At 69.5% G+C, this 12,802-nt stretch carries 14 protein-coding genes; 9 read left to right on the top strand and 5 right to left on the bottom strand.

Going from position 1 to position 12,802, the window contains the following annotated elements:
* Window positions 1-429: 429 nt before the first annotated feature.
* Window positions 430-816: a VOC family protein gene (locus tag AAFF41_RS23050; RefSeq protein ID WP_319748670.1), complete on the bottom strand. Its 387-nt coding sequence runs from the start codon at window positions 814-816 to the stop codon at window positions 430-432.
* Between the two features lie 376 nt (window positions 817-1,192).
* On the opposite strand from AAFF41_RS23050, the gene AAFF41_RS23045 reads away from it, so the two are divergent.
* Window positions 1,193-1,363 (top strand): hypothetical protein, encoded by a 171-nt coding sequence (locus AAFF41_RS23045; protein WP_425526145.1) that lies wholly within the window; start codon window positions 1,193-1,195, stop codon window positions 1,361-1,363.
* A gap of 492 nt (window positions 1,364-1,855) precedes the next feature.
* Here AAFF41_RS23045 and AAFF41_RS23040 read toward each other — a convergent pair whose 3' ends face one another.
* A complete protein-coding gene (locus AAFF41_RS23040; RefSeq protein WP_343324561.1) occupies window positions 1,856-2,287 on the bottom strand; it encodes a DUF7144 family membrane protein in 432 nt (143 codons plus the stop codon).
* A gap of 610 nt (window positions 2,288-2,897) precedes the next feature.
* On the opposite strand from AAFF41_RS23040, the gene AAFF41_RS23035 reads away from it, so the two are divergent.
* Complete coding sequence (locus AAFF41_RS23035; RefSeq protein WP_319748674.1) at window positions 2,898-3,170, top strand: hypothetical protein; 273 nt, start codon at window positions 2,898-2,900, stop codon at window positions 3,168-3,170.
* 190 nt (window positions 3,171-3,360) lie between these two features.
* Here the strand turns inward: AAFF41_RS23035 and AAFF41_RS23030 are convergent, their stop codons facing one another.
* Window positions 3,361-3,513, bottom strand: coding sequence for a hypothetical protein (locus AAFF41_RS23030; protein WP_167552125.1), 153 nt, complete (start codon window positions 3,511-3,513; stop codon window positions 3,361-3,363).
* Between the two features lie 180 nt (window positions 3,514-3,693).
* Window positions 3,694-4,383: a phosphate signaling complex protein PhoU gene (gene phoU, locus AAFF41_RS23025; protein WP_054232434.1), complete on the bottom strand. Its 690-nt coding sequence runs from the start codon at window positions 4,381-4,383 to the stop codon at window positions 3,694-3,696.
* Window positions 4,384-4,620: 237 nt separating this feature from the next.
* Here phoU and phoR point away from each other — a divergent pair, with 237 nt between their 5' ends.
* The gene (gene phoR, locus AAFF41_RS23020) at window positions 4,621-5,898 is read left to right on the top strand and encodes a two-component system sensor histidine kinase PhoR (protein ID WP_054232435.1); all 1,278 of its coding nucleotides are present in this window, start codon (window positions 4,621-4,623) and stop codon (window positions 5,896-5,898) included.
* A gap of 5 nt (window positions 5,899-5,903) precedes the next feature.
* Window positions 5,904-6,575, top strand: coding sequence for a two-component system response regulator PhoP (gene phoP, locus AAFF41_RS23015; RefSeq protein WP_010985401.1), 672 nt, complete (start codon window positions 5,904-5,906; stop codon window positions 6,573-6,575).
* 112 nt (window positions 6,576-6,687) lie between these two features.
* On the opposite strand, the gene AAFF41_RS23010 is transcribed toward phoP, so the two are convergent.
* A complete protein-coding gene (locus AAFF41_RS23010; RefSeq protein ID WP_319748675.1) occupies window positions 6,688-7,365 on the bottom strand; it encodes a copper chaperone PCu(A)C domain-containing protein in 678 nt (225 codons plus the stop codon).
* A gap of 646 nt (window positions 7,366-8,011) precedes the next feature.
* On the opposite strand from AAFF41_RS23010, the gene AAFF41_RS23005 reads away from it, so the two are divergent.
* The 5 genes from AAFF41_RS23005 to rlmB all read left to right on the top strand — a co-directional run bounded on the left by AAFF41_RS23005 (window position 8,012) and on the right by rlmB (window position 12,787).
* Window positions 8,012-8,494 (top strand): CarD family transcriptional regulator, encoded by a 483-nt coding sequence (locus AAFF41_RS23005; RefSeq protein ID WP_003953493.1) that lies wholly within the window; start codon window positions 8,012-8,014, stop codon window positions 8,492-8,494.
* A 426-nt stretch (window positions 8,495-8,920) separates the two neighbouring features.
* Window positions 8,921-9,673, top strand: a complete 753-nt coding sequence (gene ispD / locus AAFF41_RS23000) for a 2-C-methyl-D-erythritol 4-phosphate cytidylyltransferase (RefSeq protein WP_319748676.1) — start codon at window positions 8,921-8,923, stop codon at window positions 9,671-9,673.
* Complete coding sequence (gene ispF, locus AAFF41_RS22995; RefSeq protein ID WP_343324560.1) at window positions 9,663-10,172, top strand: 2-C-methyl-D-erythritol 2,4-cyclodiphosphate synthase; 510 nt, start codon at window positions 9,663-9,665, stop codon at window positions 10,170-10,172. The genes ispD and ispF overlap by 11 nt, the downstream gene beginning before the upstream one ends.
* A gap of 128 nt (window positions 10,173-10,300) precedes the next feature.
* Window positions 10,301-11,701, top strand: coding sequence for a cysteine--tRNA ligase (cysS, locus tag AAFF41_RS22990; protein WP_343324559.1), 1,401 nt, complete (start codon window positions 10,301-10,303; stop codon window positions 11,699-11,701).
* A 141-nt stretch (window positions 11,702-11,842) separates the two neighbouring features.
* Window positions 11,843-12,787: a 23S rRNA (guanosine(2251)-2'-O)-methyltransferase RlmB gene (gene rlmB, locus AAFF41_RS22985; RefSeq protein WP_319748679.1), complete on the top strand. Its 945-nt coding sequence runs from the start codon at window positions 11,843-11,845 to the stop codon at window positions 12,785-12,787.
* Window positions 12,788-12,802: the final 15 nt, after the last annotated feature.

Raw genomic sequence — 12,802 nt, 5'->3', positions numbered from 1 at the left:
TTCAACTGGTCAGGGGCCGTTCACCTGCGGTTGGTTTGGGATTTGAACCCACGGTGACATCGCTGCCACGGCGGCCTTCAAGCTTGTGGCCAGCCTGATTGCTCAGGAGCAGCCGCAGGACAAGGCGTAGGCGACGAATACAGCTGCCACGGCAAACGTGCTCCCGCTCCACCAGCCAACCGGCAACGCCGCCCTCGCCTGGCGGGAGAAGCAGCTCCCAGAGCCGCCATAGCCGAAGGAGGCCAGCACGGCACCGCCTACACCCCCGGTGACGAGCGGGCCGCGCCCCATCCCCAGACAAACGCCAGGCGAGATCACCGCGCACCGGGGACGGGAACTCGGTTCTGTGTTAGTGGAGTCGTGGTCCGAACGGTGCCCTGGGCACACGGTCGCCGAGGGGCCTCCTGCTCCCGGCACCGCTCCGGGGTATCAGTCCTCGCCGCTGCCGTACGGCCTGGTCAGAATCTCGAGGTTGTGTCCGTTGGGGTCGTCGAAGTACGCCCCGCGGCCGCCATCGTTGTGGTTGATCTCGCCGGGGTGGTGGTGATGCGGGTCTGCCCAGTAGGTCAGGCCCGCCTCGCGGATACGGGCGAAGATCGCGTCGAAGTCGTCCTCGGAGACGAGGAACGCATAGTGCTGTGGGCTGATCGACTCGGCCGTGTCCATGTAGTCCAGCGTCACGCCGTTCGGTATCTGCACCGGGACGAACGGACCGTACTCCGGTGCCACCTCCAAACCCAGCAGATCCGCGAGGAACCGTGCGGACGCCATCTTGTCGTGCGCGGCGACGATCGTGTGGTTGAGTTCGACTGCCATCGGTCGGCCTCCTCCCCCCTGGGTGCCAGAACCACTTTCCACGCTAGCAACCGCCCGGGCCGGCGCCATCCGTCTCCGGTCCCGTCCAGCTCCGACCTGCGACCGAGACCGAGAACCAGGGGAACGAGGACCCTTCCTGGCCCCCTATGGACCGGGGTCATCACCGATGAGCTCGTTGTCTTCCACCCACAAGGGCACACCCCGCTCCTGAAGCGCATGCAGCGGAGCCAAGAGACCTTCGACGTGACTCGCCCCGGTCGTCCGGATGGCTTCCCATACCTATTCCACTCTCAGCCCGGCGGTCTCATCTCCTGGGGCTACGACTGCGGGGACGAGCACTTCTTCCTCCCTGGAGCTGCACGGCAGAGCGTGATCAATGCGTTTCAGGAACTCGGAGTCGACGGCGAGGGCCGAGGGCATAGAACGGTTCGGCATGGTCGCCCTGGACGTTCCGCCCGCCGCTGATGTCGCCAAGGTGCAAAGGCTGCTCAACCACGGTGTATCCGAGGAGTGGTGGGACATGGAAGAGGGGTGCACCGCGCATTGACCGGCCGCTTCCGCCGGCTGACGCCATTCAGGTGGGCCACGGCTGGGCCGTCCCTGGGCCGTCCGAGGCCGATCGGCGGCGGCCAACGACGACCAATGACGACCTCTGTGAAGGGGCAGACTAGGGCCCTGACCAGCGAAGCCCCAGCTCACCAAGATCCCCGACAAGACCCAGGGCAAGAAGAAGCAACCTGACTTGATCAAGCCCCCTACCTGCGGATTCTCCGTTGGGGGCTTTTCGGTGGCCTTGGGCCGTCTGCTGCTTGACCGGGCCGTCAGGCCTTGAGGAATTCCGGCTCCGGCCGTGCCCTCACGCCCCGGCTGCGCTCCGCTCCGCCGGGCGCGCTCCCGGCTCCGGCCCGCTCCGCCCGCGCTGCGCCGATGCACGCCCACGCGTGGACAGAGCCGCAGGCCATGAGTCGAGGATGGGAGCTGGGGAGAGTGGTGGGTTGCTGTGGGCTGCTGTGCTGCGGCGGAGGATGAAGTACCGGATTCACCGGCCGCCCCTGGTCTCGATATGGACCCTCGTCAGCGCAAACAGGATCAGGAGGTCGAGTGTCATCGCAGGGATGGCCCACAACGGGTAGTACGGAACGAACATGAACTGGGTGATCAGGCTGATCCCTGCCACCACTACACCGGCCCCGCGCCCCCAGCTCTTGTCTGTCAGGACTCCCAGGCCCGTGATGACCAGTGCCACTCCGATCACGAGGTGGATCCAGCCCCAAGCGGTCAGGTCGAACCGGTAGGCGTACCGGGACGCGGAGAACAGGGTGTCCTGTGCGATGCCGGACGCGCCCATGAGAATGCTGAGGGGCCCGCTGAGCAGCATCATGATCCCGGCGAACGAGGAGGCGTCATTGATCGTTTCGCCGCCGCCGGGCTTTCCGGGGCCTCTCCGTGTTCTGTCCGGCACCGCTGTCATGGCAGCACCCTTCCTGTACAGCGCGGTCACCGACGCACACTGCCCGTGCGAGGCCGGCCACGCTCCCCCTGACAGCATCACCGCAATCCTTCGGCACCGCGACCGCAACCCTCGTCGCCATCACGGCATTGCCGGAGGTGCCGCGAAGGGTGCCCCCGTACCCCTGTTTGAGGCGTGAGTGTCCGACTGCGTGACAACGCCCACACGTAGCGGACAACCACGTACGAGTGCGGACCATCACTCCCGCGCCTCCCTGGCCTGGCGGGACGGATCGGTTCCCAGCCGCCATGGCCGAGGAAGACCAGCAAGGCGCCACCTGCGCCCCCGGTGATGAGCGGGCTGCTCTCCCATCCCCGGACGAATGCCAGGGCCAGACCCGCGAGGGCAAGGCAGGCGACCACCGTGAGCGGAATGCGCCGGTCAGGAGGGTCCCGCCGTCGGGCCGCAGTGCGCGCGGCGGGGGGTTGTTCTAGCGTCGAACAGAGGAGGGGCAATCCTGTCGAGCCGCCGGGTGCGGGGCCCGAGGTCACAGCCGTACACCGGGCGCCTCCGCTGCCCGGCGCCTTGAATCCGCGAATCCCCGACCAACCCCGGAGAGCAGGTGCCTCCCATGCACACGGCGGCCCGTATCGCCGGTGTCCTCACCGGTCTGACCCTCACACTCGGCGGCGCGGTCTTCGCCGCCCCCGCCGCCCACGCGGACATCCCGGCCTGCACGAACATGGTCCGTCAAACGGGCGTCGAAGTCTCGGACGCCGTCACATCGGCGTGCACCCAAGGTGTGCACGGCGACCTGCGGGGTTGTGTGAGCGCCCTGACCCAGGCCGGCACGCCGGGCGGCGCCGCGACCGGTGCCTGCCGTATGGCGGCCAACCCCCCGTGACGGCGAACATGCCGGGCGTCCAGGGCAGGGCCGGGAAACAGGTCGGCCGTCGGCGAAGCCGCCCCGGTACGTCGTGCCGTGATCCCTTGCGACCCGGTGCCATGGGTCCTGGCGGGGCCTCCGGTCCGGTGACCGCATGCAGAAGGGGCCCCGTCGTGGTGACGGGGCCCCTCTGGATGGGGCTACGTGATCAGCCGCACTGGCACGGGTTGCCCGACTGGCAGCCGCACCCGCAGCCGGAGCCGCAGCCGCAGGCGCCGAACAGGGGGAGACTTTTGATGTCGGCGGGCTGGTCGGTGTCGCGGTCCAGGGTCGGGTCGGGCGTGGCGGGAGAATCGGCCATGGTGTCCTCCTCAATGAGGCCTCAATGAGGCATCGAGGCCGGGTGCCTACGCCTGAACGCCTGGGCGTAGGCGCGAGTGCCTGCCCCCATTGCATGCCCGCTCCCCTGGGCGCATCAACGGCGCACTGAGGCTCGCCCGCGCCCCCGGAGTGAGACGGCAGCCCCGGGCGCTCCCGGACCTCAGACGCCCTCGGCCCCCGTGACCGGCTGAATGTCGGGCTGGAGCTCGTCCGCGTGCTCACCCGTCACCAGGTACACCACGCGCTTGGCCACCGACACCGCGTGGTCGGCGAAGCGCTCGTAGTAACGGCCCAGCAGGGTGACGTCGACGGCGGTCTCGATGCCGTGCTTCCAGCGGTCGTCCAGCAGGTGCTGGAAGAGCGTGCGGTGCAGCAGGTCCATCTCGTCGTCGTCCTGCTCCAGCTGGAGCGCCAGGTCGACGTCCTTCGTGATGATCACCTCGGCCGCCTTCGCCATCAGGCGCTGCGCGAGCTGGCCCATCTCCAGGATCGTGGCGTGCAGGTCGTGCGGGATCGCACGCTCGGGGAAGCGCAGCCGGGCCAGCTTCGCCACGTGCTGGGCCAGGTCGCCGGAGCGCTCCAGGTCGGCGGACATGCGGAGCGAGGTGACGACGATACGCAGGTCCGTCGCCACCGGCTGCTGGCGGGCCAGCAGGGCTATCGCGCGGGCTTCGAGCTCGTGCTGGAGATCGTCGACCTTCTGGTCGGCCGCGATCACGCTCTCGGCGAGCTTCAGATCGGCGTCGAGGATGGCCGTCGTGGCGCGTCCGATCGCCGATCCGACGAGCCGGGCCATGTCGACCAGGCCGTCGCCGATCGAGTCAAGTTCCTCGTGGTACGCGTCACGCATTTGGTTTGTCCCTCTCTTACGTCACCTTGGGGCCCGGGGTCGGACTGCCCTGACCGCCGGACGGACCGCCGGACGGGCCCCGTGAACCCCACGCTCCCACGTTCCGGCCCGTACGCGTCCGTTTCCGTCACCCCAAATGAACCATCCCTGGCTCCTGGGTGAACTCTGGGCGACGAGTGTTCGAGGTCGCACTCCGATGGCTGTGGCCTGGCGTGACGACATGCCTAACCTGGGGGCATGGACGTGAACGCGGCGGTCGCCGCAGCGGCAGCGATCGCCGGAGTGCTCACCGGTGTCATCGCCATGCTGGCGTTCCGCTGGAGCGAGCGCGACCAGAAACGCCCCACCCGCACATCCCTGCACACGGACCCGGTGCTTCCGCCGGGCGTCGACACGGTGCTCTCCGTGCTCCGGTCCTCGGCCGTCGTCCTCGACGAGGCCGACGCCGTGGTCAAGGCCAGCTCGGCCGCGTACGCCCTCGGGCTGGTGCGCGGCGGCAAGCTCGCCGTCGAGCCGATGATGCAGATGGCCCGCGACACCCGTCGCGACGGGGAAATACGCCAGGTCGAGCTGGATCTGCCGAGGCGGGGGACCGGACGGGGGGAGGCCCTGGCCGTCTCCGCGAGAGTCGCCCCGCTGGGCTCCCGGCTCGTGCTGCTCCTCGTCGAGGACCTCACCGAGGCCCGGCGGATCGAAGCGGTACGGCGCGACTTCGTCGCGAACGTCAGCCACGAGCTCAAGACGCCCGTCGGCGCGCTCTCCCTCCTGTCCGAGGCCGTCATGGACGCCTCGGACGATCCGGAGGCCGTCGAGCGCTTCGCCGGACGTATGCAGATAGAGGCCACCCGGCTCACCAACCTCGTCCAGGAGCTCATCGACCTGTCGAGGGTGCAGAACGACGATCCCCTCGAGGACGCCGAGCCGGTCCGCGTGGACGAGCTGGTCGCCGAGGCCATCGACCGGTGCCGCCACCAGGCCGGCACCAAGCAGATCACCATGGCCGCCGGCGGCACCGCCGACCTGAGCATCTGGGGGAACCGGGGCCAGCTGGCCGCCGCCCTCGGCAACCTCGTCGAGAACGCCGTCAACTACTCGCCCGCCCGCACCCGGGTGGGCATAGCCGCGCGCCGGGTGACCGCGCCCGGCGGAGACCTCATCGAGATCGCCGTGACCGACCAGGGCATCGGCATCTCGGAGAAGGACCGGGAGCGCGTCTTCGAGCGCTTCTACCGCGTCGACCCGGCCCGTTCCCGTCAGACCGGCGGCACGGGTCTCGGTCTCGCGATCGTCAAGCACGTGGCCGCCTCGCACGGCGGGGAGGTCACCGTGTGGAGCTCCGAGGGTCAGGGCTCCACGTTCACCCTGCGGCTGCCTGAGGCGGCCGCGGCCCGCGACCGCGGGATCGACCACGACATGCCCGGACTCGACGATGAGGACGAGAACGGGCAGCCCGACGGGACGACCACCGTCACATCCCCGTATGAACCGCTTCCCGCTCCGGAGGTCCTTCCGTGACCCGTGTGCTCGTCGTCGAGGACGAGGAGTCCTTCTCCGACGCCCTGTCGTACATGCTCCGCAAGGAGGGCTTCGAGGTCGCCATCGCGACCACCGGGCCCGACGGACTCGACGAGTTCGAGCGCAACGGCGCCGACCTCGTCCTCCTCGACCTGATGCTTCCGGGCCTGCCCGGCACGGAGGTGTGCCGCCAGCTGCGCGGCCGCTCCAACGTCCCGGTGATCATGGTCACCGCCAAGGACAGCGAGATCGACAAGGTCGTCGGGCTGGAAATAGGAGCCGACGACTACGTCACCAAGCCCTTCTCCTCCCGCGAACTGGTCGCCCGTATCCGGGCCGTCCTGCGTCGTCGCGGGGAGCCGGAGGAGGTCACCCCGGCCGCTCTCGAGGCGGGTCCCGTCCGGATGGACGTCGACCGCCACGTGGTGACCGTCTCCGGCTCCAAGGTCGACCTGCCCCTGAAGGAGTTCGACCTCCTGGAGATGCTGCTCAGGAACGCGGGCCGCGTGCTGACCCGTATGCAGCTCATCGACCGGGTGTGGGGGGCCGACTACGTGGGCGACACCAAGACGCTGGACGTCCACGTGAAGCGTCTGCGCGCCAAGATCGAGCCGGACCCGGGCGCGCCGCGGTACCTGGTCACGGTGCGTGGCCTCGGCTACAAGTTCGAGCCGTAAACCGAACCCGTCTCACGGCGGCACGTACGACGCGACCCACCCGTACGACACAGGCCGGCACGTACGACACAGGGCGGCACCCTTCGGGGTGCCGCCCTGCGTGCGTGCTGGATCAGTGGCCGGCCGACGAGGAGGCCGTCGCGCTCGCGGAGGCCGCGTCGGTGGGCGTGCCCGAGACGGAGCCGGACGGTGAGGTCGAGGTCTTCGGCGACTTCGAAGTCTTCGGCGACTTCGAGGAGGTCGCGGAGCCGGTGGCCGTCGGGCCGGGCGCCGCGGGGATGGTGGTCGGTCCCCACTTGGTGAAGTAGCTCTCGGCCGGGACGACGAACGCGCGCAGCTTCACGTCACCGGTCTTGCTGAAGGTGAAGGTGATCGGCTGGGCGTTGCCGTCCTTGACGGCCGCGCCGGGGTTGCTCAGGGCCGCGGAGGCGTTGCCCTCGCCGCCCAGGATGACGTGGCCGCCGGCGGGGATGATCAGCTTGCCGCCGCCCTTGGCGGGCGTGATCTGGGCGACGCCGTCGCCGCCGATCTTGACCGAGTCGAGGGTCTGCGGGGTGCGGCCGTTGTTGAAGACGGTCGCGGAGACCACCGCCGGGCCCGTGGACGTCGTGTCGGGCTGGGTGATGACGAGGGCGTTCTGGATCTTGATGTCGCCGACGCTGGTCGCCGCGTTGTCCGGCTTGACCTCCAGCGTCTGTGCGTTGTTGCCGGCGCCGCATGCGGCGAGCGAGGCGATCGAGAACGCAATGGCGGCGGCGGCGAGGGCGCCGCGTCGAAGGCTGCTGCTCACGGCGGCGGCAACTCCTTGAACGTGGGCGAAGCAGAGCGGCTCCGGTGTAAAGCCGCCCTAAGGGTCTGTCAGCGGCCTTAGGTTACCGAGCCGTTCCGACGCCGCCGCACCCGACCCGCCCCTTGACGCCCGCGAGCCCCGTTGCGCCGCCCGTGCGCCCCGGTCCTCGAGTGGTTCCGGTCCGCCTCATCAGCTACTTTGAGCTTCCGTTCGTCCGCCATTCACATAAGTGGCTGTACGTGTTGCCGCGAGAGTAGTGACGAGATCCGCTTGGGGTTTTCCGGTAAGGAATCCGCGGCGGTCCGGAAAATTGATCATCGGTAGATCGGCGCGGTCCGTGATCAATTCCGGATTCGTCTCGTACCCGACTCCGCTCACCGAACGGAGTAGCGGAAGTCGAGCTCCTGGAGCGGGACAAACCGGGATGTTCAGACCCTGGTCAGGAACGTCCGGTGTGTGTAACGTACGCGTTTCTCTTGCCCTGGACAGCCGCTCCCACCTGCGAATACCCTCTTCCGCTCCCCCTTCGCAGCACGTTCCTGTCGCGGTTGTCAAGCCCCGAGATATGCCCTGACCTGCGAAAACGCCATTCAGAAGACGCCGTTTCCGTGTTACCCTGGATAGCCACGGAAGGGGTACCTGTCACATGACGTTCAAGGTTGGCGACACCGTGGTCTATCCCCATCACGGGGCCGCGCTGATCGAGGCCATCGAAACTCGCCAGATCAAAGGCGTGGACAAGACCTACTTGGTGCTGAAGGTCGCCCAGGGCGACCTGACGGTGCGTGTGCCAGCGGACAATGCGGAGTTCGTCGGCGTGCGTGATGTGGTCGGTCAGGATGGGCTGGACCGGGTCTTCGAGGTGCTGCGCGCGCCGTACGCCGAGGAGCCCACGAACTGGTCTCGTCGTTACAAGGCAAATCTGGAGAAGCTCGCCTCCGGCGATGTCATCAAGGTCGCGGAAGTCGTGCGTGACCTGTGGCGTCGTGAGCGCGAACGCGGACTCTCCGCCGGAGAGAAGCGCATGCTCGCCAAGGCCCGCCAGATCCTGGTGAGTGAGCTCGCCCTCGCGGAGAACACGAACGAGGACAAGGCCGAGGCCCTGCTCGACGAGGTTCTCGCGTCCTGACGCAGGCAGTCGAGACGGTGGCCGTTCACCCGGCGGTCGTCCCGGCGTCCACACAAGGCCGCACAGCTGCGCAATGAAATGCCGCGGTGCCCGATGACGTAATTGCTGTCGCTCCACACGATGGCTGTCGCCGGGCGCTGCGGCATGTTCGTACCCGCGCGATTTCGGAAACGCGTGGCCCCGAATACACCTGCGTCCCATGGAATACACCTGTGTCCCATGCGCTTGCGTCCCCGATGCCGCGTCGATACCCGCGTCCCCGATACTTGGCGTGCCGGGCCCGGACAGCTTGCTCGACCGGATGTCACGGAAGGGTCCGGTCAGGGCTCGCGCCCGGCACTGCCCCGAGCTCTCGGCTTCGCTCGAGCAAGGGGCACGCCCAGGCCATACCCAAGCACGCCGAGTACACAAACCTGACAGGAACCGATGTCTGACGATTCGCGCTCCTCGCTGTCCGGAGGCCGCACGGCGGCCGTGATTCCGGCCGCCGGACGGGGCGTGCGCCTCGGTCCGGGCGCCCCCAAGGCGCTTCGCACGCTGAACGGCACCCCCATGCTCATCCACGCGGTGCTCGCCATGGCCGCCTCCCGCGCGGTGTCGCTGGTCGTCGTCGTGGCCCCGCCCGACGGTGCCGCCGAGGTGAAGGCGCTGCTCGACACACACGCGCTGCCCGAGCGAACCGACTTCCTCGTGGTCCCCGGCGGCGACAGCCGTCAGGAGTCCGTGAAGTACGGGCTCGACGCGCTGCCCCCCGGCATCGACATCGTCCTCGTGCACGACGCGGCCCGCCCGCTCGTGCCGGTGGACACGGTCGACGCCGTCATCGAGGCCGTACGCGACGGCGCGCCCGCCGTCGTCCCCGCGCTGCCGCTCGCGGACACCGTCAAGCAGGTCGAGCCGGCGAGCGAGCCGGGGATGCCGGAGCCCGTCGTCGCCACGCCCGAGCGGGCGCGGCTGCGGGCCGTGCAGACGCCGCAGGGTTTCGACCGCGCCACCCTCGTCCGCGCCCACGAGACCGTCACCGACAACGTGACCGACGACGCGAGCATGGTCGAGCAGCTCGGGGAGCGAGTGGTGGTCGTGCCGGGGCACGAGGAGGCGTTCAAGGTGACGCGTCCCCTGGACCTCGTCCTCGCGGAGGCGGTCCTCGCGCGCAGGAGGGCCAACGATGGCTTCTGAGTCACCCGCGCCGGTGCCCGTGGCGCTGCCGCAGGTCGGCATCGGTACCGACATCCACGCCTTCGAAGAGGGGCGGGAGCTGTGGTGCGCCGGGCTGCTCTGGGAGGGCGAGGGGCCGGGGCTCGCGGGGCACTCCGACGCCGACGTCGTCGCGCACGCCGCCTGCAACGCGCTGTTCTCGGCGGCGGGGATCGGTGACCTCGGCGCCCACTTCGGGACCGGGCGGCCCGAGTGGTCCGGCGCGTCCGGGGTCACGCTGCTGACGGAGGCCGCGCGGATCGTCCGCGCGGCGGGCTTCACCATCGGCAACGTCGCCGTCCAGGTCGTCGGGCCCCGCCCGAAGATCGGGAGGCGACGGGACGAGGCGCAGAAGATCCTCTCCGAGGCGGTCGGTGCACCGGTGTCGGTCTCCGGAGCCACGACGGACGGCCTCGGATTCCCGGGCCGCGACGAGGGCCTGATGGCGATCGCCACCGCCCTGGTGGCCCGCACGCCGTGACGCGCGCCGGCCCCGCCCCGGGTGCCGATGGTGTCGAGAGGGCGATGGCCGCCCGCAGATGTCACGAATAAGTCCTCCTTGCGAGGGAAGGTCGCGGGGCACTCCCCGTGGCCCACTACCCTGGAGTGGTGACCATTCGCCTGCACGACACCAGCACCCGGCAGATCCGTGACTTCTCCCCGCTCAAGCCGGGTTGTGTCTCGATCTACCTGTGTGGCGCCACCGTGCAGGCCGCACCGCACATCGGGCACATCCGCTCGGGCCTCAACTTCGACATCATGCGCCGCTGGTTCGAGTACCGCGGGTACGACGTCACGTTCATCCGCAACGTGACCGACATCGACGACAAGATCATCACCAAGTCGGCGGACCAGGGCCGCCCTTGGTGGTCGATCGGGTACGAGAACGAGCGCGCGTTCAACGACGGGTACGCCGTGCTCGGCTGCCTGCCGCCCACCTACGAGCCGCGGGCCACCGGGCACATCACCGAGATGGTGGAGATGATGCGCGGGCTCATCGAGCGCGGGCACGCCTACGAGGTGGACGGGAACGTCTACTTCGACGTGCGGTCCTTCCCCGGGTACCTCCAGCTGTCCAACCAGGAGCTGGACAACCTCCAGCAGCCGTCCGGCGTCGGAGAGACCGGCAAGCGGGACCCGCGCGACTTCGCCATGTGGAAGTCCGCGAAGCCGGGCGAGCCGAGCTGGGAGACGCCGTGGGGACGGGGCCGCCCCGGCTGGCACCTGGAGTGCTCCGCCATGGCCCACAAGTACCTGGGCCCCGCGTTCGACATCCACGGCGGCGGGATCGACCTGATCTTCCCGCACCACGAGAACGAGATCGCGCAGGCCAAGGCCTTCGGCGACGAGTTCGCCATGTACTGGGTGCACAACGCCTGGGTCACCATGAGCGGCGAGAAGATGTCCAAGTCCCTGGGCAACTCCGTACTCGTCTCCGAGATGGTCAAGACGTGGCGTCCGATCGTGCTGCGCTACTACCTCGGCACCCCGCACTACCGCTCGATGATCGAGTACAGCGAAGAGGCCCTGCGCGAGGCCGAATCGGCGTTCGCGCGCATCGAGGGCTTCGTGCAGCGGGTCGTCGAGAAGGCGGGGGGCGTCGTCGAGCCCGCCGCCGAGGTGCCGCCCGCCTTCGCCGAGGCGATGGACGACGACCTGGGCGTCCCGCAGGCGCTCGCCATCGTGCACACGACCGTGCGACAGGGGAACTCGGCCCTGGCCGCCGACGACAAGGAAGCCGCCGTCGCCCGCCTCGCCGAGGTGCGGGCCATGCTCGGCGTCCTCGGACTCGACCCGCTCGACGAGCAGTGGGCCGGCGAGGGCGACCGCGGCGAGGATCTGCACGGCGTCGTCGACACCCTGGTCCGGATGGTCCTCGACCAGCGCGAGGCCGCCCGCACCCGCAAGGACTGGGCCACCGCGGACGCCATCCGCGACCAGCTCAACCAGTCCGGTCTGGTGATCGAGGACGGCCCGCAGGGACCGCGCTGGACGCTCGGCCCCCGCTGAGCGGCCCCTCGGGCCCCCCTCGGGACCTTCTCGGGGCCTCTCGGTCTTGATCGATTGTGCCGCCCGGGCCTCCGGGCGGCACACTGCATATACGACACTTCAAGAACGTACGCACGCTCGCCTCACACAGACAGGTAGGTCATGGCCGCTAACAACCGCCGCATGTCCGGCAAGAAGGGCGCGCAGGTCGGCAGTGGCGGCCAGCGACGCCGGGGCCTGGAAGGCAAGGGCCCCACCCCGCCCGCCGAGATGCGCAAGGGGCACAAGAAGAACCGCATCGCGGGCGCCAAGGCGAAGCAGATCGCACGCCGTCCCGCCGCCCCGCGCGGGCGCGGTGGCAAGGGCACGTCCGAGATGGTCGTCGGGCGCAACTCGGTCGTGGAGGCGCTGCGCGAGGGCGTGCCCGCCTCGATGCTGTACGTGCAGCAGTTCATCGACAACGACGAGCGGGTGCGCGAGGCGCTCCAGCTCGCCGGTGAGCGCGGCGGCATCCACCTCATGGAGGCCCCGCGCCCCGAGCTCGACCGCATGACCAACGGGCTCAACCACCAGGGTCTGGTCCTCCAGGTCCCCCCGTACGAGTACGCGCACCCCGAGGACCTCGCGGCCGCCGCGTACGACGAGGGCCGGGACCCGCTGATCGTCGCCCTCGACGGCGTGACCGACCCCCGGAACCTGGGTGCCGTCGTCCGTTCCGTCTCGGCCTTCGGCGGCCACGGCGTCGTCGTGCCCGAGCGGCGCGCGGCCGGCATGACCGCCGGTGCCTGGAAGACGTCGGCCGGTGCCGCCGCCCGTACGCCCGTCGCCCGCGCCGCCAATCTGACGCGTGCCCTTGAGTCGTACAAGAAGGCCGGTCTCGTCGTGGTCGGACTCGCCGCGGACGGCGAGGTCGAGGTCGGTGATCTGGAGGCCCTCGGCGGTCCCGTCGTCATCGTCGTCGGCAGCGAGGGCAAGGGACTGTCCCGACTCGTCGGCGAGACCTGCGACTTCCGGGTGCGGATTCCGATGCCGGGCGGCACCGAGTCGCTGAACGCCGGTGTCGCGGCGGGAGTCGTGCTGTACGAGGCCTCGCGCCGACGCGTCTGAACAGACGTCCGAACG

Source organism: Streptomyces mirabilis (assembly GCF_039503195.1).
GTDB classification, from domain to species: Bacteria; Actinomycetota; Actinomycetes; order Streptomycetales; family Streptomycetaceae; genus Streptomyces; species Streptomyces mirabilis_D.
The sequence above is the reverse complement of the archived record's forward strand: the minus strand, read 5'-3'. Positions and strand labels throughout refer to the sequence as shown.